Here is a 23,932-nt window from a genome sequence, read left to right on the forward strand (position 1 = left end):
GCGGGGCCGCGGGCGGGGGCCTCCAGCCAGGCGGGGCCTCGGGTGGGGGCCATACGCACGGCTGTGTCCCGGGCGGGGGCCGCCAGCCCGGCGGGGCCGCGGGCGGGGGCCTCCAGCCAGGCGGGGCCTCGGGTGGGGGCCATACGCACGGCTGTGTCCCGGGCGGGGGCCGCCAGCCCGGCGGGGTCCCGGACCGGGGCTTCCGGTTCGGCGGGGTCCCGGGCGGGGGCCGTACGCACGGCTGTGTCCCGGGCGGGGGCTCCCAGTCCGGCGGGGTCCCGGGTGGGGGCTTCCGGTTGGGCGGGGTCCCGGACCGGGGCCGCCAGCCCGGCGGGGCACTGGGCGGGGGTCTCCGGGTCGGCCGTGTCCTGGACGGGGACCTTCAGCCCGGCCAAGTCCCAGACCGGGATCTCCCGTTCGGTGGTGTTCTGGGGTGTGGAGTCGTCCGGTTCCGTACGCGATCTCGGCAGGGGTCCGCTCCGGGTCCGTACCGTGCTGCTGAATCCGCACTCCGGGAACGGGGCCGGGATCGAGGCCGGGTCCGTGACCGTGGACGAGCATGTGCGCGTCAGCCTTCCGGCGGAAAAGCGGTGGGCTGCGCTCGGCGACGTCCTGGTCGGGCCCGGCGCGGGAGCGACACGCGCCGCCGAGACCGCGCTGTCCCATCCCGGCGCCCTGGTGGTGGCGGTGCACCACGGCCGCCGCTGCTGGCTGCGGCTCGGCCCGGACGGAACCGTCCTGGAACTGGAAGCCCGTGGGCCCGGGCAGCCGGCGGAGACATGGGGGACGCTCGCCTCTCTGGCCCACGCCTGGCTGGTGGTCGGGCTGCCCGCCGCGGAGTTCGGGTCGGCCCGGCTGTGCCTCCTGCGCGGTCAGGTCTCGGACGTACCGCCCGCCAGCCGCCGCAGCCGGCGCCTCGCGGACTCCGCTTCCTCCGACTGCGAACGGCCCACGGAGGAGTAGAGGTCCAGCGCCTCACGGTAACCGTCCCGGGCGGCGCGGGTCTGCCCGCGCCGCTCGGCGACCTCGGCCAGCCCGGCCACCGCGCGGGCCATCTCGTAGTGCGCGGCCATGCCGCGCAGTGCCGCCAGCGCGGCGGCCAGCTCCTCGTCCGCCTGATCGAGTCGGTCCAGACGCAGGTGGGCGCGGCCGAGGAGCGTGGTCGCGCGGGCGGCGTTGTACGGATCGCCCGCGTCGCGAAGCGTGGCGTGTGCGGCACGGGCGTGCTGCACCGCCGCTTCGGGCTGCCCCGCGGACAGCGTGACATCGGCGAGGTTCAGCCGCGCCAGGGCCCCGGCCCGCCGGTCGCCGCACGCCGGCAGCTCCGCGGCGGCGCGCCGGAACAGGTCGGCGGCCTCGGCCGGACGGCCCAGCCGCTGGAGCGCGAGCCCCCGGTAGTTGAGGGTGCGGGCCTGGCCGAGCCGGTCCCCGCGCCGCAGAAACAGCCGCGCCGCGCGTTCGAACATCTCCAGGGCGCGTGCGTGGTTCCCGGAACCGAGGTGTCCGATCCCACCCGAGGTGAGCATCCGGCACTCCGCCGCCGTGTCCCCGAGTTCCGCTGCCGCCGCAAGACCTTCGTCGTGCGCCGCCTGCCAGTCGTCGTAGAACTTGCGCCGCAGGAAGAGGGGCCACATCGCGTCGGCGAGCTGCCAGCCGACGGTCGGGAAACCCGCGGAGCGTGACCGGCGGATCACCGCCATCAGACTGGGCAGCTCCCGCTCCAGCCAGTCCAGGGCCGCTTCGGCGTCGTCGCCGACGTCCGCGGTGACCACCGGTCCGGGCCCGTAGTCCCGGGCCATCGTGCGGTGCTGCGGGTCGATGATCTCCTCGGCGCGCGTGGCGCTCGCCAGATAGTGGTCGGCGATACGGCGCAGGATCAGCGCCCTGTCCTGCGGGGTTTCCTCCTCCGTCGCTTTCGCGGTGGCGTGCAGACGTACGAGATCGTGGAAGCGGTGCCGTCCCTCTCCGGCGTCGAAGAGCAGGCTCGCGTCGTGCAGCGTCTCCAGCAGCTCCGCCGCGTCCCACTCGCCGGCGAGGACCGCCTCCGCCACCGGACTGCCGAACTCCGCGGCGGGGTGCAGCCCCAGGCGCCGGTACAGCAGGACGGCCGGCCGCGGCAGGGCCCGGTACGACAGATCCAGGGCCGCGCGCACATCGTGGTCGCCGTCGATGGCCAGGGCCTCCAGCCGGTCGCGCTCCTCGGTGAGGGCGCTGACCATCGTCGTGATCCGCCGCCCCGGCCGGGCCGCGAGCCGGGCGCCGGCGACCCGGACGGCCAGCGGCAGGCCCGCGCACAGCTCGACCAAGGTGCGTGCGTCGTCGGGCTGTTCGGCCACCCGCCCGTCGGCCAGGGTGTCCGCGAGCAGTTCCACGGCGGCCTCGGGCGCCAGCGACTCCAGATGGACCGGAAAACAGCCGTCGACGGTCAGTCCGGGCAGACGGTGGCGGCTGGTCACCGCCGTCACATTGCCGTTTCCGGGCAGCAGGGGGCGCACCTGCGCCGCGGTCGCCGCGTCGTCGAGCAGCACGACGAGACCCAGGTCCGCGGTCAACGACCGGTACAGCGCGGTCCGTTCGGCGAGCGCCGACGGCACCTGCTGCGCGGGGACGCCCAGGGCCCGCAGAAAGCGTCCCAGCACCTCTTCCGGAAGCGCAGGACCGCCCGGCGCCTGGGCGCCCAGGTCCGCGTGCAGCTGGCCGCCCGGGAAGTGCGGGCGCAGCGTGTGCAGCCAGCGCAGCGCGAGGGCGGTCTTCCCGACCCCGCCCAGGCCGCTCACCGCGGTCAGCGCGGGCCGCTCCTCCCGCGCGGCACGGACCCGGTGCCGCTCCAGCGCCGCCAGCTCCCGGGACCTGTCGACCATGTGCACGGACGGCGGCAACTGCCAGGGCGTCCGACGGGCGGCACCCGGCTCGGCGGCGATGTGAATGCCGCCGTACACCGCTCCTGCCTGGACGGCCGCGCCGTGTACCGTGCCGCTCAACTCGTTCCGTGCCGAGAGCTCATGGCCCCGCACTGCTGCCCCCTAAGCCGCGGTAAGTACCGGTTCCTGGGATGGAGCCTTTCCGTACACGTAGTCGATACCCATGCGCCCGGACAACAGCGCCGGAGGTTGGCCGAGCGACGCACCGTCCACAGGCGCGTGGCGACGTCCCGCCTCGGCCCGACGCCGGCTCCTACGGCACTCTCGGAGGCGGAAGCGCGGCCTGGGCCCACACCGCCATGGCGGCAGGCGCGGCCGGGACGACGGGGCTCGTCACCGGCTGCTCATCGCACAGCACGCCAGGAGCGCTCGGATTCGGCCGAATCAGACGGCGTCGATCCGCCAGGCGATCCCGCCGCTCGAACCCTTGGTGCTGTTGACGTCGATGCGCACGGGCTTGTGCACCGTGATGCGCTGCTGGACCACCGACTGGTCGCAGGGGACCGGTGTCTGCGCGCTCTCCGGTGTCTGTGTGCTTTCTGGTGCCACGGTGCTTGCTGTGGTGTTCGCGGGCGTCATGGCGAGGCGCGCGCTGCCGCTGCCGAAGCAGATCAGGCTGAGCCGGTAGGTCCTGCCCGCGCTCAAGGCGGGCTCGGTGTGGATGCCGTCACTGACGCGCTCCGAGCCGGCTGCGACCATCTCGCCGTCGGGGAAGGCGGCCAGGGCGGCCTGGGCCCGATCGGCGAGCTGCTGCTCGGACGGCCCGGCGGACGTATGAGACGCGCTCGGCGCGGTGGGCGGCGACGCCTTCGCCGCCTCGTCGCCCTCGCTGCCCGAGGTGCAGGCGGTGAGAAGGAGTACCGACGCGGCCAGAGAACATCCGACGCCCGAAGCCCGCGCGACCAAGTGGACCATGACGAAGTTCCCCAGCGACACCGAAAGGCCGGAACGGCCCAGACGACGGTACTGCACGGTCGACTTCCAAAGGGCGGCCAGGAGGATACCCGGCCGATCCCGCGGCCCCCCGGACGTCGCTGGGGGACAAGGCGCGCGAGGCGGTGCTTACGCCATTCGACTACGAATCTCCCGCAGGCGGACGCATCCATGACCGCCCTCCCACCTGCCTCACCCGGTGGTCGCACATCGACGTCCCGGCCGGCCCAGGTCGCTGAGTGGACGGGCACCAGTGTGCCGGTGCCGCCGGCTGGGAACCGCCCCGGCTCGCAACGGCGCCGGAACCGTAGGCAGGGCCCCCGCGGTACCCGGACGCGGGAGCGCGCCGCCCGCCGATGCCGGCCGGATCGACACGGTCGCGCCGTGGCGGTCGCTCCCGCCCGGTGCTACCGGTCGTGCAGGATCTCGGGCCGGGTCACGGGCACGATGGTGAGCAAGTCGTCGAGGCCCTTGAAGTCGTCGGGGTTGGTGGTGAAGAGGGGTAGTTCCTCGGCGGCCGCGATGGAGGCGATCATCAGGGCGGCCACACGGCGACGGGGCTTGCGGCCCGCGGAGACGACGGCGGCGCAGATTCTGCCGTAGATGCGGGCGGCCTCCACGTCGAAGGGGATGGGGTCGAACTCGTTCTCGGCGCGCTGCAGGACGTCCATCCGGCGGGCCCGCTCGGCGTGTTCGTCGTAGTCGCTCTGCTCGTCGCCGCCGCGTGCCTGGTGGGGGCCCGCGGACAGTTCCGCGAGGGTGATGGTGCTGATGGCCATCTCGGCGGGCAGCTCGTCGGCGTCGATCCACCGGCGCAAGATCATGATGTTGGTGTCGAGCAGGCCCTGCTCGTGCTCAACGGGCATACGGGTCGTCCAAGTCCCGCTCGACGACGGCGTCCTGGTCGTCGCGGAAGGCGTCCAGCGAGATGTCAGGGGCGGTGCGTGACATGGCCGCGAACTCGGCACGGGGAACGAAGCGGCGACGGCGGCGGAGCGGGATCAGCTCGCCGACACGGTGCCCGTCGCGGGTGACGGTGAACGCCTGTCCCCCCTGGACGGCGTCCATGATCTCTTTGGAACGGGTGCGCAGATCGCGCTGAGTGATCTCTGGCTGCGCAGTCATGGCTGTCCACGATAGCGAAGGTGTGCTACCCGGTGCTACGCCGTGTTCCCGGTGTGGCTTCTGTATCCGGACATGAAAAAGCCCCTCACGCGTTGGGGCAGGTGAGAGGCTGTATGCGCCCCCGGCAGGACTCGAACCTGCGGCCAAGCGCATTCCACCACCGCACTGACCTGCGCGTTCATGCCGCGGACAGGCTCGCGTGGTTCGCGGGTGCCGGATACTCGGCAGAGCTTGCGGGCTGGACTGAGGCAGTCGTCGGCGGTGTGCGCCTCGTGATGGAGTGTTCAGCGGGTTCGGCTGGTCTGTGTGGTGGGGGGCGGCGGGGTGTGGGGTCTGGGATGGTGGGGGTGCGTCGGCCGGTTTCGTCGGCGATCGTGAGGTCGGCCAGGAGTGGGGCGGAGGTGTCGAACTGGATGCCGGCGGCTCCGTCGGAGGCCTCCCAGCGGATCCAGCGTCCGTCCGCCACCTTGTGTTTCCATCCGGCGTCCGTGAGGGGCCGGGTGGCGGTGGTGACGGTCTTCTCGGTGACCGGACTGCCGAGAGCGGACTCCCAGGCATCGGCCGTGCCGAGTGTGATGAGGAGGGTTTCCAGCACTGTCGCGGGCGTTGTGCTGGTGAGGCGGAGGTGCCACATACGGTCGGAGACGGAAGTTTCGTACGAGGCGATGCCCTTGTCCGCCTCGCCGGTGTGGACGTGACCGCGCACGCTCCGCGAGACCGCCGGTGCATCAAGTCCAGCATCCCCGGATCCGGACGCCCGGCAGGCTCCCGCCATCCGCCGCGATCCTGACGAAAGCACCAAACACGGCAGGACGCTTGAAGATCGCCGACGGCCCACAAGTCAGACGGAAAGCGCGGGCAGGCTGACAAACCCGTCGAAAACAGCGCCGGAGTGTGTCAGCCGCACCGGAGGGAAGCGGCGGACACCCGGTCTGCCGTCCCAGGGCTCGCTGACGCAGAGTCAGTCGCCGTCGGGCGGCAGTGGCACGTCGTACGCATTGAGGATCGCCGAGATGGCGGCGTACTGCGCGACGAGGAAGACGAGTTCAGCCGTACCGGAGTCGCCGAAGGTGCGGACTGCGGCTCGGTAAAGCGCTCCCGGCAAAGGCGCGCCGCTGTGCAGCCGGGCAGCCACATCGTGAGCGACCGTTTCCTCGGCGGTCATGCCTGCCGGGCGCTGCCCCGCGACCAGGCCCTCGATGATGTCCTCCGGCAGACCGACGTCGAGCGCGACCCGGGAGTGCGAGTACAGCTCGTAGGCCGCGGCATACCGCGAGCCCGTGGTGAGAATCGCAACCTCGCGCACCCGGGCGGGCAGTACTGAGGCACCGGTGCCGACCGTGAACCACTCCAGCAGCGGGCGGGCGAGCCCGGGAAAGCGGAGCATCACCGGGAACGGGCCGATCAGCGCGCCGTCGGGATCAGTCGAGGTAAACGGCGCGGGCAACCCGGCCATGAGCTGTCGGACGTGACCGTCGAGCGAGCGCTGCTCGGCTGTCAGTTCGCCGGGCTTGATCGAGGGCATGCGCACAACGCGTCACCGTACCTGCGTGCCGTCGAGCCACACCTGACGGACCCGGCCGCGAAGGTCGTCGAGATCGGACAGACTGCCCGCGATGACGACCACATCCGCGAGCTTGCCGGCTGCCAACTTTCCGGCGGTGTCGAATCGAAGGAGTTCGGCCGGGCTCGACGTCGTGGCGCGCCAGGCATCCAGCGCGGACATCGATGAGGAGTTCACCATCAGAGCGAGTTCTCTGAGGTTGCTCGCTGCCGGGCTCCAGTAGGGAGGGCTGTCGGTCCCCATGGCGATCTTCACTCCCGCCTGGACGGCGAGTGCGAAGCTCGCTTGATGAGCTTCGACGGCCTCACGGGCAAGGCTGGCGTTCTCCTCCGGGATCGGTATGCCGCTGTCAGCGGCGTCAATGATGGCGCGTGTTGCTGACAGCGTGGGAACGAGCCAGGCGCCACGCTCGAGCATGAGGTCGACTGCTTCGTCGTCCAGATAGTAGCCGTGTTCGATGGAACGGACGCCGGCCCGCAAGGCTGCCTTGATCCCCTCGGTCCCCTGCGCGTGGGCGAATACGTAGGTGTCGGCCGCGGCGGCTTCGGCGACGATCACCGCTAGCTCGTCGGCGCGAAAGTGGGCGTGGCGGGGATTGTCACCTGGAGACATGACTCCGCCGGTGGTGGCGATCTTGACTGCGTCGGCTCCCGCGCGCAGGACTTCACGAACTCCTCGCCGTACTCCGTCCGGGCCGTCGACGATCGGGTTGGGCCGTCCGGGGTGTGCCGTCATCATCGGGATCGATCGATGACCTCCCGAGGGGAGATGGACATCGCCGTGCCCGCCCGTTTGGGACAGCATCGAGATCGCGATCTGCAGTCGCGGTCCTTCGATGAGTTCCTGCGCGATCGCCTGCTTCACCCCTAGGTCTGCGCCTGCGGCATCTCGGGCAGAGGTGATGCCTTGGTCGAGCAGGAGCGACAGGTTGCGCTTTGCTTCGTAATACTGCAGGGAGAAGGCTTGTTGTTCGGCGCGTGCGAGGTTGAAGTCTCGGGTCATCACGTGCACGTGGCAGTCGAACAGCCCGGGGAGGACCGACATTCCAGAGCAGTCCACAACATGATCGCCGTCCAGATCGGTCCCGACATCGACGACGTGGCGGCCTTCGATGACGAGGTCGGCCGTGCCTGCTGCGGTTCCGTCGAAGACGGTCCCATTCTTGAAGACTGTGCGGATTGTCATTGCTCCTCATTTCATGAATGTTCGACCGCGCAGTTTGGGCGCGGGGGGTGTCCGACGCGGCTTCAGCACTCGACAACGTTGACGGCCAGCCCGCCCAGGGCCGTCTCCTTGTACTTGTGGTTCATGTCTGCGCCGGTCTCACGCATGGTGGCGATGACCTGGTCCAAAGAGACGTGATGGTTGCCGTCGCCCCAGAGCGCCATTCGCGCGGCGTTGATCGCTTTCACCGAAGCGATCGCGTTGCGTTCTATGCAGGGCACCTGTACGAGGCCGGCAACGGGATCACAGGTCAGCCCGAGATTGTGTTCCAGCGCGATCTCGGCGGCGTTCTCCACCTGGCGTGGGGTGCCACCGAGGATCTCGGTCAGTCCGGCCGCAGCCATCGCCGACGCGGAGCCAACCTCACCTTGACAACCCACCTCGGCACCGGAGATCGAGGCGTTGGCCTTGCAGAGGCTGCCCACCGCCGTGGCGGTGAGCAGAAACCTCTCGACGATGTCGTTGCGTGAATCGTCGTCGGCGCCCCTGCCGGCAGCCGTGTAGTTCAAGGCGTAAAACAGTACGGCGGGGATGATGCCGGCCGCACCGTTGGTCGGTGCGGTCACGACGCGGCCGCCGCTGGCGTTCTCCTCATTCACTGCCAACGCGATGAAATTGACACGCTCTTGCCAGTATTGGTCACTGCGCTCGGGGTCCTCGCGGTCCAATCGCGACGCCCATGCACCGGCTCGCCGACGGACACCGAGGCCACCAGGGAGTACCCCTGTGCGCGATACGGCCGAGGTGACGCATGTTTGCATCGTTTGCCATAGTTCTCGCAATCCCTGGTTGAGGTCGGCGCTCGACCGCCCTGCGAGTTCGTTGGCGCGTATCACTTCGCTGATGCGGGAACCTGTCTTGTCGCAGACAGCGAGCAACTCCGCCGCCGTGCGGAACGGGTGTGGAACCGACGTCGATTGCACGCCGGAGGGGCGCTCCTCGTCGCCGTCGCGGACAATGAACCCGCCACCGACGGAGTAGTACGTGTCCGATCGAACAACAACGCCGGCATGGCCGTATGCCGTGAGCGTCAACGCGTTCGTGTGGCGCGGCCGTACAGTCAACGGTCGCAGCACGAAGTCCTCGATCCGGCAGGGTATTCGTTGCCCTGCGCCGAGGCTCACCGTGCCGGATGCCGTGATGTCCGCCAGTCTTCGCTCCACTTCGCCGGAGTCGATCCTGGCTGATTCCGCACCATCCAAGCCGAGAAGCACTGCGGTGAACGTGCCGTGCCCGCGTCCGGTCGCGGCGAGCGAGCCAAATATCTCCACGCGCAATGATTCGACGCGGTCCGCCGTGCCCGCTCGTCGCAGGTCCTTCGCAAAGGCGGCGGCTGCCTTCATCGGTCCGACCGTGTGCGAACTTGAGGGCCCAATCCCGATAGTGAACAGGTCGAAGACACCGACAGGAGCTGTCGAAGTGGTCATGAAGCAGGACGGTAGTCCGCGCGTGTAATGGCCTCGGCCTGTTGCAGGATTTCACTCGAAAGACGGCTTTGGCTGAGACATATTGGTCAGTAGAGGGCTGAATTCGCCAGTGGCGTGCCCATGGGCATCGAGGCGGTGTCCTTCCTTCTTGACCGTGCGCAGCACGACGGAACGATCGGCGATGCTGACACCGGGGAGTTTCTCCTCGATGACGGCCTCGAACCGCTGCACGTCAGCCAGCGTCGGCAACCACACGGCGAGGATGAGGTTGTACTGTCCGACAGTTGAAACCGCGAGGCGGATCTCGCCGATACGCGTGAGCACCGACCCGACGCGCTGCACGAGCGCGGCAGGGACACGGAGGAAGTACCACGCATGAACCGGCCGGCCTGATTGCGCTTTTGCCATATCCAGGCGGGTGTCCAACCGCCCTTGTGCAGTCATGGCCGCAACCGCATCCCGTACCCGACGTTGGCCCACGCCGACGGTCCTCGCCAGGAAAGCCACTGTCGCCCTGCCGTCCGGTCCCAGGAGGCGAAGGAGTTGGTCTTCCAGCCGAGAGTCGACGCGGCTCCTCGGGGATCGCCTGACCTCGATGGTCCGCTCCACCGCAGCGATCTCCTCGGCTGACAGGGAGCGAAGACGCCACTGACCTCCGTGCACGAAGGGTGCCGTGAACAAATGGGCCCGGGTCGCCCGAATCCCGTCGAGTTTCGGTACCCGCATCATCAAATACTCCGTGAGGGCATCCATGCTGGATGTGGCCACCAGCACGAGCATCTCGCGTCCCCCGGCCGTGAGGTCCACCGTGAACGCTTCACTGTCCGCGGAGATCTCCTGTGCGAGACCGAGCATGGCGGCAGGGTGGGCTTCGATTTCCAGTATGGCCGACGGCCCTCTCAGCTCTGGGCCGGGATGTCCGGACACCCATGCGATGCCAGCCTCGACGATGCGTTCCCAGCGCCGGGCGAGGGTGACCGCGTCGACCCCGATAATCGGCGCCAGCGCAGCCCAGCGTGCTCGCGGGTTGATCTGGAGGGCATGGATGAGCCGCCGATCGAGCTCATCGAGGTCGTAGTCCTGCCGGCTCTCGTCCAAATGACTCATAAGACTTGACTCCATGTCACGGGAAAAGGTTGATGTTTCGGCGGGCATGTGGTTGTTCAAGTGCAGTGTGCCGAAGCATCCTGACGTGGCTCCGTGCGGAGATTCCAGACGCCGCGACTCGCGATGCCCTTTGAGTGCCGGCGTGGAGCTCGTGACGCTGGCCGAATTGCGGCAGAAGGGCGCGCCCGCCTGCCGTCAAACTTCACCGCGGTCTGTTTCTGGGTATTTTTCCTGCGTTGCCGGTCATGCCGCCTCCTCGCGGAGTAATGATCTTCGCATTAGTGCGAGAGCGTCGGTATCCCGGCGCTGACGAAGGAGGACGACCTTGGCGACCATGTCAGACCCCCGGTGGGAAGGCCACGTTCCACCGACCGCATTTGAGGAGTACTCAGAGAAGTACGCCGCCTTCTTCAAGATGCGCAGGGAGAACGGGATCATCGAGCTTCGGCTCCACACCGACGGCGGTCCGTACATCCACAACTGGGCCGCCCACAACGCGTGGAACCGGGTGTGGCAGGACGTGGGCAACGACCCCGACAACCATGTCCTCATCCTGACCGGCACCGGCGAGACCTGGTTCCGGGGCGATCCCGAGGAGACGTGGCCGCGGCCCATCGTCGACGAGGAGCCCGACTACATCTTTCAGCAGACCATCGATGCGTGGAAGCTGATCGAGAACTTCGTCAACAACCTCGACATCCCGACGATCGCGGCGGTAAACGGTCCCGGGATCCACACCGAGTTCGCGCTACTCTGCGACATCACTCTGGCCGCGGAAGACGCAGACTTCATGGACCCGCACTTCATGGCGGGCACCGCGCCGGGAGACGGACTCTCGCTCGCCCTGCAGCACCTGATGGGCACGAAGCGGGCGGCCTACGACATCTACAGTGGCCGCTCCATCCCCGCGCGGAAAGCACTCGACTACGGGCTCGTCAGCGACGTACTTCCGCGTGAGGAGCTCCTGCCGAAGGCGTGGGCGATCGCAGGCGACATCATGAAGCGCCCGCGGTTCGCTCGCTGGGCAACCCACAACATCGTGTCTCGCCCCTGGCGCAAGCTCGTTGCCGAAGACTTCGGTTTCCACTTCTCGCAACAGATGCTCGCCACCGTCGCTGCCAAGCGAAAGGTTCCCGACCCCGACCTGGTCGTCGAGGCGCGCTCACGCAAAGTGTGGTGAGAACCTGAGGGACGAAGCAGGCTGTCGGCCGCCGTCACGGACGGCGGCCGACACTTGTCCACTGATCTCCTCGGGGTGTTGTCGGATGGCGAGTCGGTTTCAGGCGAGCGCCGGCTGTCTGGACGCGCCGGCCCCTGAGCGCCGCGCTTGTCGGCGACAGCCCCTCGCCGGCGAGATCCGGGAAGCCGGGGGGTGCGGGGCGTCGGGCCAGGCCGTGCTCGGGCCTTGACCCCCGGGATGTGCGCAGTGCTTTGCGGGAGTATGCCTTCAACTCCAAGCGGCGTACCTCCGCGCTGCCCGAAGAGGTCCGGGTGCTCCTTGACTGGGGTGTCGGCCTGGGAGGACACAGAGAGGGCCGTGTCGGTGGTCACCGCCCTGGGCACACTCCTGAGCGGTAAGAGCGCGGCAGCCGGCTCGGTGACGCGGAATCGACGCATCATGAGCCTTGCCCGGCGATGTGCACGCGGAGCGTGACCTTGAGGAACGGGCAGTACAGACGCGTATGGGGTCGCGCAAGGCGGTGCTTAGGCCGTACGAGTACACATCCCCCGCAGGAAAGCGCGTTCACGACTGCCGTCATACCTGCCTGACGGGATGGCTGAACGCCGCATCGAGGCGGTCCGCGCGGTAACGGCGGGAGTAGTGCCGATTTCCCCTTTTGCCGGCACGGTGCGGTCCAGCGCCTCTCGGTAGCGTTGTGTAGCGGTCCGTGGCCCATGGTGATGGTTCACGGACCGCTTGTGTGGCTGAAGGCTCCGCCCGGGGATGCAGGGGTGCGATTTCCGGGGGAAGCATGGGGGACGGATACCCGTAGAGACTCGGGTTCAGCCGGTGTCAGCCGGAACTCGGCAGGGTCGGTGCCCTCGGCCTGATCAACCTGCAAATCCGGCGCGTACCCCATCTGACCTGCGGGAATGCCCTCTGGTGGGAGGGTGGTGACTGGCGCCCCCGGCAGGACTCGAACCTGCGGCCAAGCGCTTAGAAGGTATTCGAGGTTTAGCGATGTACGCACCTGCGTTTTTGCAGGTGGGGCCTAAGCGGTCTGACGAAAGGCGCTTGGTCTGAGATTCGGTGAGTTCGGCCGAGACCTTTCGCCGTGAGCATGGCACCGCCCCCGGCCCTGGTGGGCACGGGGGCGGCTGAGGCCGGGGCTCCGCCATCTGGGCGGAACGGCGCACCTCGCGCGAAGACGCCTGCCCCTGACCACAGATCTCACTTACCCCCCTTCCTCAAGATCCCAAAATGCATCACTTCTGATGCTGACAGAAGATCACCAGGCCCTGAGCGTGGACGGGTGCCCGACGACCAGCCCGAGTGGATCCGCGCCGCCTGCCAGCGGCAGGGCGTCCGCATCCGCCAGGCACGCGAGCACGCCAACCTCAGCCAAGAAGCCCTCGCCGAACGCGCCGAGCTGGGCCGTTCGACCATCCAGCGCGTGGAGGCGGGCGAGGGCATCAAGTACGTGCACCTGCTGCGGATTGCCAGGGCTTTAGCCGTGCCGCTCGCAGACCTTGTGCGGTGACCTGCCACGGTTTCCGGCCCCGGCCGGATCGGCGTCCGGCCGGGGCCTGGTGCCGCCCGCCGGCCAGGGGCGGGCGGCGGTCTCAGGGCGCCAGCGCGAGGCGGCGCAGGGCGCGCGCGTCCATGCAGTAGTCGCGGTGCGTGCACCGCGGGCACACCGTGACGTGGACCGCGTGCACCCGCGCGGCCTCCCTCTGAGCGCACGGCAGGCAGGAGTGCGGGAACCAGCGGTCCAGGCGTCCCTCTGCCACGCGGAGCCGCGGGCCCAGCGGTATCTCGGGCGGTCGTGCGCACCAGGGGCATGCGGTGCCGTCGAGCTGCGCGGCCGTGAACTCGGTGCGCGGCATGGGCAGCATCTCGACCGCGTTCGCGAAGGCGGGGTTCACGGGCGGTCGGTGAGCGGGACCAGGCCGTACAGGTCGCGGCAGGGGCCGCAGGCGAACAGGCTCACCCCGGGTCCGGAGCCCTGCTCGATCGCGCTGATCAGCCGGATGCCGTCGGCGGCGCCTTTGTGCCAGGTGCACCAGCCGTAGGCGGTGGGGGTGTCGGGGGTGGGCTCGGTCTGCGTAGTCTCTGCCATGTCGACGCTCCTCAGCGGCGTTGACCGTGCCCCGGGAGGCCCGCCGCCTCGCCGGGGTTTCGTCGTGCCTGCCGACGCTAGGAGCGTGCACATAGCCACAGCCAGCAATGTGCAGATCTGCTCACGGCTCATGCCCGGCATGGGTGTTGGCTGCTTTGCACCCTTGACCGGCTAGACAGAAGAGATGACTGTGTTGCACACAACTGCACAACTCATCGACGGAGGCAGCCGTGGCGCTACTGTTCATCGGCATCGACCAAAACACCGGGGACAAGCAGAGCCCTACCGTGTGGGTCGACCAGGAAAAGAAGGAGTTCGTCTTCCAGGGTTGGGAGGCGGGGCCCGACCTGGAGGCGGAATGCGCGGCGTTCGAGGTGCCGGGCCACGCGCGGGGAATCCCCGAGGGCGAGGCAGTGATCCGTATCCCCGCCAGGATGGTGCACATGATCAGGGAGGCATGCAATGTCGTCGAGCGTTCCGGACTTCGATGAGCTGATCGCGGGCTGCACGCGCTCAGCCGTGCACCTCGAAATGCGGGACTCATACGCCGTCGACTACGAGGAGGGCCCGTTCGCCCAGTGGCGGGCAGGGTTCCGCCACGACCCGGCGGACCGCGCCTCCTGGTGGCGGCCCTGGCTCGACCTCATCCAGGAGACCGTGGCACGCGGCGTCGTCGTGCGCCGGGCGCGCATCGTCTCGGAGCCGGTCAGCGAGTACACGCGCTTCCTGTACGACGGCACGTTCACCAACGTCGCGGCGGGCGAGCAGGTGCGGTGGCTGCCGCGACGCCGGGCATCCGGCATCGCCCTGCCGGGCAACGACTTCTGGCTCTTCGACGAGCGCTGGATCCACTGGAACCACTTCGCCGGCGATGGGTCGTCGACCGGCGAGGAGATCACCGACGACCCAGCCGCGGCCAAGCTGTGCACCGAGGCGTTCGAGGCCGTGTGGTCCCACGCCATTCCGCACGAGCAGTACGAGATCCACTGACAGCACGCACCGGACAGGCCAGCTCACATGCCCATCTCTCCATCCTCGTCTGCTCAGGCCGCGCGCCAGGTCGTCGCGTTGCGGCTGCGCAACCTCCGCAAGAGCGCCGGGCTGACGGTGGTGGAGCTGGCCGACCGGTGCGGCTGGCACCACTCGAAGACATCCCGTGTCGAAAACGCCATCACCGCCCCGACCGCCAAGGACATACGGGCCTGGGCTGCCGCCTGCGGGGCCGCCGACCAGTCGGAGGACCTGGTCACCCAGTCGCTTAACGCGGAGTCCCTGTACCGCGAGTGGCGGCACCAGGTGCGGCGCGGGATGAAGCAGCTGCAGGACAGCGTCGTCCAGTTCTTCCACGAGACCCGCCTGTTCCGGATCTACTCCTCGACGATGGTCCCCGGGCTCCTGCAGACGGAGGGTTATGCGGCCGCCCTGTTGAGCAGCATCGCCGACTTCCGCGGCATCCCCGTCAACGACGGCGCCGAGGCCGCAGCCGCCCGCGTCGAACGTTCCCGGGTCATCCACGAATCAGGGCACCGGTTCGTCATGCTCATCGAGGAGTCCGTCTTGTACTCCCAGCTGGGCGACGAGGACGCCATGGCCGCCCAGCTCGGCTACCTGCTGACCGCTGGCGCGCTGCCACAGGTGTCGCTGGGCATCATCCCGATGGCGACTCGGGCGCGTCCTCAGTGGCCCATCGAGACGTTCCACATGTACGACGACAGCCTCGTGTCGGTGGAGTTCCTGTCGGCGGAGGTGAACATCACGCAGCCCTCAGAAATCGCTCTGTACCTGAAGGCGTTCGAGCAACTGCGTGGCATGGCCGTGTACGGGGCCGACGCTCGCGCCCTGATCCTCAAGGCGATCGAAGCGCTGCCCTGACCCTGAACGCACGAAAGCGGCCCGCCCTCCCGGAGGAGAGCGGGCCGCAATCGTGTCAGCGGAGAAGGTACTGGGCGAGGACGCCGCCGGCCGTGCCGAGGACGGCCGCGCCGCCCATCGCCCGCCACACCGTGTGCTCCAGGGTCCGGATCCGAGACTCGTGATCAGCGACGTCCTTCCCAACCTCGGTCAGGCCCTGGCCGATGGTGTCGAGCTTGGTCTCTACCCGGGTCAGTCCGTCGCTCAGGGATCTCAGCTCCTGGTACATCTGCGCCGGCGATATGTAGACGCCCGGGTCTGGGGTGGTGGTCACTCGCGTGCTCCCGCCGTGTCGTCGGTGCGCAGCCACGACGGCAGCAGCAGCTGCACAGACGGCAGCGCCATCACCCGGGCGAGACCGCCGGCCACCGCCAGGGCGCCAGCCACCCACGGCAGGGAGGCCGGGACACCGGAGGCGTCCACGATCCCGGGCAGCGCCACAGCGACACCCACCGTGGTCTGCAGGACGGTGCGCGCCGTGCGCTTGGAGGTGTCCTTCATGGGTCATGCCTCCTTGGTCTGCAGGGCGGCGAGCATGGCGTCGAGCTTCGTCTCGGTCCTGCGCGTCACGATCTCGATGTTGTTCAGGCCGGTCGCGGGGGCGATGTACCCGTTGGCCTTCGCGGTGGCTGGGTTCGGGTTCTTCACCACGTTGTCCGTGAGCCAGATCTCCCGGACCAGGGAGTCCCCGGCCAGGAGCTTGGCCACAACGGCGGTAGCTACCTTGTCGATGTCAGCGGCGGTGAGCGTCACGTCGTCTTCCTCGGGTTCGTCGGTACTGCTGCTGGGGTTCCAGCTGGCGGGATGCTGGAGGCGTTCGTCGACCTTTGCGCGGAAGGCGTCCATGCCGAAGGAGGGGTCGACCTTCCCCTCGATCGACGTCTCCTTGTGGCCGGCTACCGAGTCGGCACTCCAGCCGTGGGCGCGGCACAGTGCGGCGGCCCAGCGGACCGCGGCGTCGTACTGGGCGGCGGGGTAGGGGTCCTTACCGTCGCCGCGGTTCTCGATCTCGATGCCGTACAGGTGCGCGTTGCCGTCGACGGTGCCCGAGCTGGCGGCTGGCTTCGGGTGCGTGGACGATTCGGCGACCAGTGCGTTGAACGCGTTCTTCGCGGCCTTCCCGGCGTGGTTCGCGCGGCCGGCCGACACCATCGTCGCGACGCCCTTCTTGCTCAGGTGGGTGTGCGCGAGCGGGCCGGGCAGGTCGGAGCGGCCGGAGTAGACGATGCCGAGACTGGATGTTCCGGCGGTGTGGTGGATGAGGATTCCGTTCACTGGCCCCCAGGCGCCCACCGAGTTGCGGTTGTGGGTGCGCCATCCGGCGTGCTCGGCGACGGTTACGCCCTCCGCTTTGAGGGCGGCGACGATCCGGTCTGCGGTGAGCGGTGTGGCCATGCGTGCTCCAGACATGACGAAACCCCGGGCCGGGCGGCGCGGGGCGGGCGGGAGGGGCGGGTCAGGGGGCGGACTGGTAGTTGCCCCAGATGCGGACGACGTCTCCGGCCGCGAGGGTCCAGGGGGTGGAGGTGGTCCAGGCGTCCCAGTCGCCGGCGACGCTGGGCGATGCGAACCAGATCGTCCCGGTGGTGGTGCCGTTGTTGCTCAGCGGCGCGGCCCCCATGATGAAGTTCGGGGTGCCCGACTTGCTGACGCTGGCGTTGAGGACTGCGCCGGATGCGGCGGACGACACGGCCGCGGGCAGGCTGAAGTTGAGGTTGCCGCTGCCGAAGACAGTGGTGGAGCCGACGGTGAGCACGAGGGACATGTGGACGATCCGGCCGATCCGCATGTACTGGCCGTTCAGGACGCCGTTGCCCAGGACGGGCGCGGTGCCGGCGGATCCGAGGGCCGGTGTGTAGGTGGTCCAGGCGCCGAGGACGCTGTTCCACTGGTCACGGATCTCCTGGTTCATGATCGCGGCGGAGACGACTTCGCCGACGACCCAGGTACGTGGTGCGAAAGTCACCGGGTCACCTCTCGCTGCTCATGGGCCCGGGGTCGGGCAGGGGGTCCGGCTGCCGGTTGGGGTTGGCCGGATCGTCGTCGTTCCACCAGTTCCTGAACCCAGGCTTCAGACCCATCAGGCCGGCCTCGACGGCGGCGACGTCGGCGGGGAAGACGAGCGCGCACCATCCCCACTCGCATTCGGTGCACGCGTACCGCGGATCTGTGGGGGAGACCACCGCGGCGGAGCCGCAGCTGCTGCAGTCGGCGATCCACCGGTTCTGGTTGATCCGTGCGAAGTAGACGTCGGCGACGGTGTCTTCGGGTGGGGTGGCTCGCCGGCCCATCCGGTACTCGATCCACTTCCACACCAGTTCGGCGGCGGGCACGTCGGCCCACGCGTCGGCGGGCTGCGGGTACGGCGGCTGGTAGAACGTCTCGGCGCGCACCACGGCAATGGGCACGGCGTCCCCTTTCAGTAGGCGAGGCGAGTGCTGGTGTCCAGCACCGAGTACACGGGGTCGTCGAGGACCCACACTGAGTCGGTGAGGGACGACGAGCAGTGGAACTGGATCAGGTGTGATGCCTCTTTGATCGTCTCGGTGTAGCCCTCGACGGTGACGCGCATCGCGGGTGCCGGCGACTGCGGCGGCATGTTGAACACCGTGAAGTAGTTGCTGATCTCGGCGTCGAGGATGTCCGCGTAGTAGGGCATCGTGTACGCCTCGATCGGTACCTCGCGCAGTTCCGGCGCCGGGTCGGCGTAGCGGGAGACCCGCCAGTTCGCGGCGTCCAACACCTTGTTGTCGGAGGTCTTGAGGATGGACAGGACGCCAGGGTCGTAGATGCCGTTGTTCCGGATCGATTCCGGCGAGGTCACCCGTTGTGTGGCGCCGCCGGGGCGGGAGGCGTCGAGGCTGTTGATCAGCTTCTGGTCGTCGTCGGCCAGTTCGACACTCCGGGTTTCCAGGTCGGCGTAGTCGATGGTGAAGATCTCGCTGGCCGGGTCGGGGTTGTAGCGGATGTCCCGGGACTGGAAGGCGAGGCCGTACCAGTCCCGTTCGGCGAACAGGCGCGCGGACTCGGTGGATTCGACCTCCCGCATCCGGGCCACCACGCTGGAGCCGCCGGGCCCTTGGGAGGCGATCGGGTCGAACGTGCTGCCCCAGAGCGTCACCGAGGGGATACCGGTGTAGCTGGCCAGCCGCTGGATCCGCACGTCGGCGGTCTCGCCCGCGTGGCCGGTCATGCCGGCGTCGTAGTGGGTGGCGGCCGTCGGTCCGGCCGACGTGGTGTCGGTCTGGTAGACCACGGCGTGCGCGATGCTGCCGCTCCACAGGCGGGTGCCCCGGTAGCCGCCCACGTGCAGCACCCGCTGGTTGAAGCCGCGGGGAACGGCCAGCGTGGAGTCGACCAGTACGCCGTCGATCCACACCTTCCCCTCGCGCTGGTCATACACGACGTGGTGCCAGTTGCCGTCCGCGAGCGTGGTGGGTCCGCTGACCGTCTCCGTGGTCATCGTCGTGGTCTGGTCGGATGTCCATTCGATCTGGAGGTTTCCGCCCGGTCCGATGGACAGCAGGTGCTGGTAGACCAGGTCGGTGGAGTGGATGCCCAGGATGCAGCGGCCGGTGGTCGTGGTCTGGAAGAACGCCTCGTAGCAGCGGTAGAAGGTGCCTTCGTACTGCGGGCCCAGATCGGCGGACAGCCACTTGCCCGCGGTCGCCGTCGACGGTGTGAACACCGGCGTCTGCTCGCCGGTCTCCGGCGGTCCGGCCGCGGTGGCGAGGGTGAGCGTGCCGCCAGCGCCGGCCTGGGTGATGGCGAGCGAGGGGGCGCCGTTGCCGCCGATGTCGCCGGCGCTGTTCGATGTGCTGTCCTCGCTGAGTGGGTAGTACACCATCGGTGCCTGGACGAGAATTTCCTCGGCGAGCATGGACCGCAGGGCGGGCAGCTTGTTGAGCCGCTTGAACAGGTCCGTGCACGTGATCTGCACGGTGGAGACCAGGCCCTCCCAGCCCACCGGCCACTCGTTGACCATGCCCCAGAACCGGTCATGGACCCTGGCGCCACGGCCGTCGAACGCTGTGGCCGTGCCGCCTTCCTCGACCTGCACGGCATCCAGCCAGACCTGCCTGCCGAACTGCGGATTCCCCGTCGGGATGAGCTGCAGGGTGTGCGAGGTCGATGTCGCGGTGAAGGTGTAGGTGATCCGCTGCCAGGCGTCGACGGTGGTGGAAGGGCTCCCGGCGTTGTCGATGCCGACGACGAACAGGCACACCGGGCGCGAGCCGGCGGGCACCCACACGTAGGCCGACGCGGTGTACTGCCGGCCGATGGTCAGCCCCCGCAGCGTCGTACCGACAGCGGGGAACTCGGTGCCGGGCGAGGCCAGGAACCGCACGTCGTCGACGAACATCAGGTCCGTGACCGGCGGGGTGTCGTGCACCGTCGGGGCCAGCTGCGCGAACGCGGCCCCGGCCGGCGGGGTGAACGTGCCGCTGTAGAACGTCCACGTGTTCGCGACGATGTTCTGGATGTTGAAGCTGGTCGACATGAATGTGCCGCTGGCGTCGTACCAGTTGACGTTCAGGCCGACCCGCCGGGACGAGACGCAGCGCATCCAGCCCTGCGCCCGGAAGGTGCTGCCGGCCGACAGCGGGAACTTCTCGGACTCCGCGCGCGGACTCGGACTGGTGCCGTTCGGGGTGACCTGCAGCGACCACGATCCGGAGTGCGCCTGCGTGCTGACCCGGGCAATCGTGCCGGTGTTCCCGGACCACGACGACGCATCCACCTCGAAGGTCGGGTTGTTGTTGAAGGTGCCGCCCCAGGTGACCAGCAGGGACTGGGTGCCAAACTGCGCCCGCACCATCGACAGGGCGAACGAGGTCGACGCGTCACTGCCCAGCTCCCAGCCCGCGGTGTCGGCGAAGTTCGGGTTGGTGACGAAGTTCTTCGCCGTCGTGACGACCTGGATCCGGATCGGCGCGTTGCGCCGCACGAACGGGTAGTAGGGGCTGGCGGCGTTGCCCGCCGTGAACCGGCCGTCCTCGTTGTCGAGGAAGAGCGTGGCCGTGCCGGGCTGCGTCTCGGCCTGCTCGTCGGCCGCGCCCCGAGTGATCGTCACCCCAGACTTGCTGACGTCGACGTAGGGGGTGATGTCCGTCCACGTAATGGTCTCGGGGGCCTGCACCAGACCGCCCCAGCCCATCTCCACCACCAGCGACACCTGTCTACCTCCTTGGTCTACGCGAAGCTGTAGGAGGCCCCGCCGCGCCCGCGCCGGTACTTGGCCAGGATCTTCTCTATCTCGCGGGCTGTGGAGTACGGGTCGACAGCCCCCTGGATCGTGATGTTGATCTGCGCTGCTGCACCGCCGGCCGCCACCGCGGGCCGCCCCACCACAGGCCGCGTGGCGGCCACCCGACCGGTGATCCGGCCCGCCACGGTGTCCATGGCCCGGTCGATGAAGGGCAGCCCGTCAAGGACGCCCTTGGCCACACCGCGGGCGGTGTTGATCCCGTCGGGCACCACCTTGGTCGCCGGCGACTTGATGCCGAGGGCCGTGCGGAGGGCCTTCTGCATGGACTTGGCCAGCTTCTCCATGGTCTTCTCCAGGTTCTTCTCCTGGGAGAGAAGACCCGTGAGGAACCCCTTGCTGGCGTTCTTGCCGCTGTCGTAGAGGATGTCGGCGCCCTTGCGGCCGAGGATGCCGGTCTGGTCCGTGATCTGCTTCTGGGTGCTGTTGATCGACGCCAGGGTGGCCTTGTCCGCGCCGGCGAGCGCGGACGCGTAGGCGTACCCGTCGACCGGGCCCATGTCGAGGATCTGCCGCAGCAGCCCCTTGTTCAGCCCCCGCTTGGCCAGCGTGCTGATGTACTTCGAGAACTGCTTGATCTGCGCCAGCTTGGACTGCAGGCCCGCCTTGATACCGCCGGCCGTGACCTCCTCCGGGGACATCCCCAGGCTGGACAGGCCCGCCTGCTGGCGAGCCGTCGCCGTCGTCGCCGATGCGTACTGCTTCGCCTCGGCGATCCTCGCCGCGACCTTGTCGCGCTTCTTCGCCGCGTCCAGCAGCTTGTCCGTCTGCTTGTTGACGTAGGCGACGAGGCTGGACTCCTTCTTCCCGGAGAAGGCCGTCTTGATGTCCTTGACCAGGTCTTTCGCCGTGGCCTTGATCTTCTCCCGGGTGCCGGTCAGCCCGACGATCAGGCCCTTGCCGATGTCCGCGGCGAGCGCCTTCGTCTTCTTCGACGGGGAGCGGATCTCCATCTCGTCCCGGATGCCGGCCGTGACCGCGCTGGCCATCACCCGCGCCGCCGCGTACACGCCGCTCGTCGACCCGAGCCCCGCGGCCAGCCCCTGCCCGGCGGCCCGGCCCGCGCCGACCGTGCCGCTCAGGAGCGACTTCGTGGTCTTGGCGTCGAAGACGCGGGCGGCCTGGCCGAACACGACCAGCTCGGGCCCCTTCTCGCCGACCATGGCCAGCTCGCCCCGCTCGGGCGTGCCACCGCTGGCGTACTTCGAGACGCCGCCCTCACCCTTGCTGGGACGGCCCACGCTGCTGTAGACGGCGCGGGTCTCCCGGATGGTGAGGATGCGGGTGGTGGCCGTCTTCCCGTCGAGGTTGTTCAGTTGCCGCCGGGCCTCGGCGACCTTGGCCTGCAAGTCCTTGATCGTGGCCTTCAGCGCGGCCCGCTTCGACGGGGGCACCGTCTTCAGCTTGGCTTTGGCCGTCTCGATCTGCTGCTGCCAGTTGTCGATGTTCAGCTTCAGCTTGCCCGCCGACAGCTTCGGTACCGTCGTCAGAGCGAAGTCGTTCGCCGCCTTGACGGCGCTGCCCAGGCTCTGGGTGTAGCCCTTCTTGAAGTCCTCGAACGCCTTGTTCGCGGCCTTCAACTTGCCGCCGATGCCGGGCACCCAGCCGAAGAGCTTCGCGCTTCCGCTCACCGCGACACCGATCGCGTTCAGGATGCCGATGGACACGACGGTGAACGCCTTGAGGAGTGGGGGTGCTGCCGCGACGCCGGCACCCACCATGTCGAGCATCGCGGCGCTGAAGGCGCGGGCGCCCTCCAGGATGCCGATCTTGTTGTCGGCGATCGCCTGGTTCAGGCGTTGCAGCGGCCCGGCCGCATCGTTGACGGACTTCCCCACCGGCAGAAACGCCGTGACGATCGAGCTGCCCAGGTCCGCCAGCGTAGGGCCGACGATCTTCGCGAAGCTGTTGATGCTCTTGAAGCCGTAGGCGATGTCCTGGAAGACGGGCCGCAGCAGGATCATGGCGCCGCGGATGGTGTCCATGGTGCCCGCGATGAGACCGCCGGTGATCTTGAGGGTCTGGCCGAAGACGGGGCCGAGGGTGCGGCCGAACTCGCCGGACAGGCGGCCGAGTCCGCCGAGCAGGTTGTTGATCAGGGAGAACAGGCCGTCCAGCATCTTGGCCGTGCCGGGGATGCCGGTCTTCAGTCCGCCGAACATGGCGGGCAGGCCTTTGCCGAGCAGCCCGGACAGCCCCGACGACAGGGCCTTGAGGGTCGGGCCCGAGGCGGCGCCGAAGTCGAGCAGGCTGCGGGTGAGCTGGCCGACGCCGGTCGTCATGTCCTTCACGAACACGGCGCCCAGCCGGAGGTTGGTCTGCAGCGTGTCCTGGAACCCGGAGTCCTTCAGGAGCCGGCCGACGCCCTCGGCGGCCTTCCCGAACTGGCCGCCCATCTCGGTCATGGCCTTGCCGAGGATCTTCACCACCGGGGCGGCGTCCTTCACCGCTTTGGTGAAGCCGGGCAGCATCGCGCGCTGGATGTCCTTGCCGATCCCGGAGAACTCCTTCTTGACCCCGACCAGGGCTTTCGTGAAGTCCTGGGCAGGCTTGGGGAGTTTCTTCAGGGCCTCGGCGTACTCCTTCTGCCCCTTGGTCTGCGCCTCCAGCGCGTCCCCGATCCCGGAGAACCCGAGCTTCAGGGTGCCCGCCGCGACGCCAGCACCCACCAGGGCGGGGACCAGGGCGCCGAGCATGGGCAGCAGCGACAGGCCCGCGGCTGCGGCCACGCCGAGCATCACGCCGCCAAGGCCGCCGCCGGACTGGCCGAGCGATGCAGCGGCGCTGCTGCCCGCCCCGGCCACGTCGTCGAGGCGGCGGCGCACGTCGGGCATGCCGCCCGCCATCATCCGGGAGGCGTCGGCCACGGACAGGAACCGGCCGCGCAGGTCGCGCAGGCGGCCGTCGGCGGACTGGATGAAACCGTTGACGGCCCGGCTGTTGCCGTCCATGTCGTCGTTGAGACGGCGGTGCAGACGGGCGCTGCTGTCACCGGCGTGGTTGAGGACGCGCGAGAGCCGGTCGTCGCCGTCGAGGATGAACCGCAGACGCTGGGAGCCGGCCATCACTCACCTCCCGAGGACTGGGCCCGCAGCTGGGCCTCGTGGCTGTCGATCCAGGCGGTGAGCAGGTCGAACTCTTCTTCGGTGAGGTCGTCGACGTCCCGCGCGGTG

The 23,932-nt window shown here is 69.0% G+C and carries 24 protein-coding genes; 6 read left to right on the forward strand and 18 right to left on the reverse strand.

Annotation, left to right across the window (positions count from 1 at the left end; translation table 11 throughout):
• Positions 1–363: 363 nt before the first annotated feature.
• Positions 364–963 (forward strand): hypothetical protein, encoded by a 600-nt coding sequence (locus tag ACIRFL_RS19615; RefSeq protein WP_404029912.1) that lies wholly within the window; start codon positions 364–366, stop codon positions 961–963.
• Here ACIRFL_RS19615 and ACIRFL_RS19620 read toward each other — a convergent pair.
• From ACIRFL_RS19620 to ACIRFL_RS19660, 9 genes are all read right to left on the reverse strand, one after another.
• Positions 873–3,014 carry an ATP-binding protein gene (locus tag ACIRFL_RS19620; RefSeq protein WP_404029914.1) on the reverse strand — a complete coding sequence of 714 codons (2,142 nt, stop codon included), beginning with the start codon at positions 3,012–3,014 and terminating at the stop codon, positions 873–875. The two genes, ACIRFL_RS19615 and ACIRFL_RS19620, sit on opposite strands and share 91 nt — an antisense overlap.
• 291 nt (positions 3,015–3,305) lie before the next feature.
• Positions 3,306–3,893, reverse strand: coding sequence for a hypothetical protein (locus ACIRFL_RS19625; RefSeq protein WP_404029916.1), 588 nt, complete (start codon positions 3,891–3,893; stop codon positions 3,306–3,308).
• A gap of 368 nt (positions 3,894–4,261) precedes the next feature.
• On the reverse strand, positions 4,262–4,720 hold the full coding sequence (locus ACIRFL_RS19630) for a type II toxin-antitoxin system VapC family toxin (protein WP_404029917.1): 459 nt from the start codon (positions 4,718–4,720) through the stop codon (positions 4,262–4,264).
• Positions 4,710–4,979: a type II toxin-antitoxin system Phd/YefM family antitoxin gene (locus tag ACIRFL_RS19635; protein ID WP_404029919.1), complete on the reverse strand. Its 270-nt coding sequence runs from the start codon at positions 4,977–4,979 to the stop codon at positions 4,710–4,712. Before ACIRFL_RS19635 ends, ACIRFL_RS19630 begins: the two co-directional genes overlap by 11 nt.
• Positions 4,980–5,157: 178 nt before the next feature.
• A complete protein-coding gene (locus ACIRFL_RS19640; RefSeq protein ID WP_404029921.1) occupies positions 5,158–5,685 on the reverse strand; it encodes a hypothetical protein in 528 nt (175 codons plus the stop codon).
• Positions 5,686–5,940: 255 nt separating this feature from the next.
• Entirely contained in the window at positions 5,941–6,504 is a 564-nt protein-coding gene (locus ACIRFL_RS19645) for a carboxymuconolactone decarboxylase family protein (protein WP_404029922.1), read from the reverse strand.
• 12 nt (positions 6,505–6,516) lie between these two features.
• Positions 6,517–7,728 carry an amidohydrolase family protein gene (locus tag ACIRFL_RS19650; RefSeq protein ID WP_404029924.1) on the reverse strand — a complete coding sequence of 404 codons (1,212 nt, stop codon included), beginning with the start codon at positions 7,726–7,728 and terminating at the stop codon, positions 6,517–6,519.
• 62 nt (positions 7,729–7,790) lie between these two features.
• Positions 7,791–9,194 (reverse strand): L-serine ammonia-lyase, encoded by a 1,404-nt coding sequence (locus tag ACIRFL_RS19655; protein ID WP_404029926.1) that lies wholly within the window; start codon positions 9,192–9,194, stop codon positions 7,791–7,793.
• A 51-nt stretch (positions 9,195–9,245) separates the two neighbouring features.
• Positions 9,246–10,301, reverse strand: a complete 1,056-nt coding sequence (locus ACIRFL_RS19660; protein ID WP_404029927.1) for an Lrp/AsnC family transcriptional regulator — start codon at positions 10,299–10,301, stop codon at positions 9,246–9,248.
• Positions 10,302–10,635: 334 nt separating this feature from the next.
• Here ACIRFL_RS19660 and ACIRFL_RS19665 point away from each other — a divergent pair, with 334 nt between their 5' ends.
• Together ACIRFL_RS19665 and ACIRFL_RS19670 are read left to right on the forward strand one after the other, a co-directional pair.
• Entirely contained in the window at positions 10,636–11,481 is an 846-nt protein-coding gene (locus ACIRFL_RS19665; protein WP_404030112.1) for an enoyl-CoA hydratase/isomerase family protein, read from the forward strand.
• 1,294 nt (positions 11,482–12,775) lie between these two features.
• On the forward strand, positions 12,776–13,003 hold the full coding sequence (locus ACIRFL_RS19670) for a helix-turn-helix domain-containing protein (RefSeq protein ID WP_404029929.1): 228 nt from the start codon (positions 12,776–12,778) through the stop codon (positions 13,001–13,003).
• Between the two features lie 82 nt (positions 13,004–13,085).
• Here the strand turns inward: ACIRFL_RS19670 and ACIRFL_RS19675 are convergent, their stop codons facing one another.
• Positions 13,086–13,388: a hypothetical protein gene (locus ACIRFL_RS19675; protein WP_404029931.1), complete on the reverse strand. Its 303-nt coding sequence runs from the start codon at positions 13,386–13,388 to the stop codon at positions 13,086–13,088.
• Complete coding sequence (locus tag ACIRFL_RS19680; protein ID WP_404029932.1) at positions 13,385–13,582, reverse strand: hypothetical protein; 198 nt, start codon at positions 13,580–13,582, stop codon at positions 13,385–13,387. The genes ACIRFL_RS19675 and ACIRFL_RS19680 overlap by 4 nt, the downstream gene beginning before the upstream one ends.
• Before the next feature lie 230 nt (positions 13,583–13,812).
• Here ACIRFL_RS19680 and ACIRFL_RS19685 point away from each other — a divergent pair, with 230 nt between their 5' ends.
• Genes ACIRFL_RS19685 through ACIRFL_RS19695 form a run of 3 tightly spaced genes read left to right on the forward strand, consistent with a single transcriptional unit; the run spans position 13,813 to position 15,454 of the window.
• The gene (locus ACIRFL_RS19685; protein WP_404029934.1) at positions 13,813–14,073 is read left to right on the forward strand and encodes a hypothetical protein; all 261 of its coding nucleotides are present in this window, start codon (positions 13,813–13,815) and stop codon (positions 14,071–14,073) included.
• Positions 14,045–14,572, forward strand: a complete 528-nt coding sequence (locus ACIRFL_RS19690; protein ID WP_404029936.1) for a DUF6879 family protein — start codon at positions 14,045–14,047, stop codon at positions 14,570–14,572. The genes ACIRFL_RS19685 and ACIRFL_RS19690 overlap by 29 nt, the downstream gene beginning before the upstream one ends.
• A gap of 27 nt (positions 14,573–14,599) precedes the next feature.
• A complete protein-coding gene (locus ACIRFL_RS19695; protein WP_404029938.1) occupies positions 14,600–15,454 on the forward strand; it encodes a helix-turn-helix domain-containing protein in 855 nt (284 codons plus the stop codon).
• Positions 15,455–15,509: 55 nt separating this feature from the next.
• Here ACIRFL_RS19695 and ACIRFL_RS19700 read toward each other — a convergent pair whose 3' ends face one another.
• From ACIRFL_RS19700 to ACIRFL_RS19730, 7 genes are all read right to left on the reverse strand, one after another.
• Positions 15,510–15,767: a hypothetical protein gene (locus tag ACIRFL_RS19700; RefSeq protein WP_358906548.1), complete on the reverse strand. Its 258-nt coding sequence runs from the start codon at positions 15,765–15,767 to the stop codon at positions 15,510–15,512.
• Complete coding sequence (locus ACIRFL_RS19705; RefSeq protein WP_404029940.1) at positions 15,764–15,994, reverse strand: hypothetical protein; 231 nt, start codon at positions 15,992–15,994, stop codon at positions 15,764–15,766. Before ACIRFL_RS19705 ends, ACIRFL_RS19700 begins: the two co-directional genes overlap by 4 nt.
• A gap of 3 nt (positions 15,995–15,997) precedes the next feature.
• Positions 15,998–16,888: an N-acetylmuramoyl-L-alanine amidase gene (locus ACIRFL_RS19710; RefSeq protein ID WP_404029941.1), complete on the reverse strand. Its 891-nt coding sequence runs from the start codon at positions 16,886–16,888 to the stop codon at positions 15,998–16,000.
• 61 nt (positions 16,889–16,949) lie between these two features.
• Positions 16,950–17,459, reverse strand: coding sequence for a hypothetical protein (locus ACIRFL_RS19715; protein WP_404029943.1), 510 nt, complete (start codon positions 17,457–17,459; stop codon positions 16,950–16,952).
• A 4-nt stretch (positions 17,460–17,463) separates the two neighbouring features.
• On the reverse strand, positions 17,464–17,901 hold the full coding sequence (locus ACIRFL_RS19720; protein WP_404029945.1) for a hypothetical protein: 438 nt from the start codon (positions 17,899–17,901) through the stop codon (positions 17,464–17,466).
• Positions 17,902–17,912: 11 nt separating this feature from the next.
• Positions 17,913–20,669, reverse strand: a complete 2,757-nt coding sequence (locus tag ACIRFL_RS19725) for a carbohydrate binding domain-containing protein (RefSeq protein WP_404029947.1) — start codon at positions 20,667–20,669, stop codon at positions 17,913–17,915.
• 17 nt (positions 20,670–20,686) lie between these two features.
• Positions 20,687–23,824, reverse strand: a complete 3,138-nt coding sequence (locus tag ACIRFL_RS19730) for a hypothetical protein (RefSeq protein ID WP_404029949.1) — start codon at positions 23,822–23,824, stop codon at positions 20,687–20,689.
• Between the last annotated feature and the right edge of the window lie 108 nt (positions 23,825–23,932).

The organism is Streptomyces sp. NPDC102462, from assembly GCF_044765425.1.
Taxonomy (GTDB): domain Bacteria; phylum Actinomycetota; class Actinomycetes; order Streptomycetales; family Streptomycetaceae; genus Streptomyces.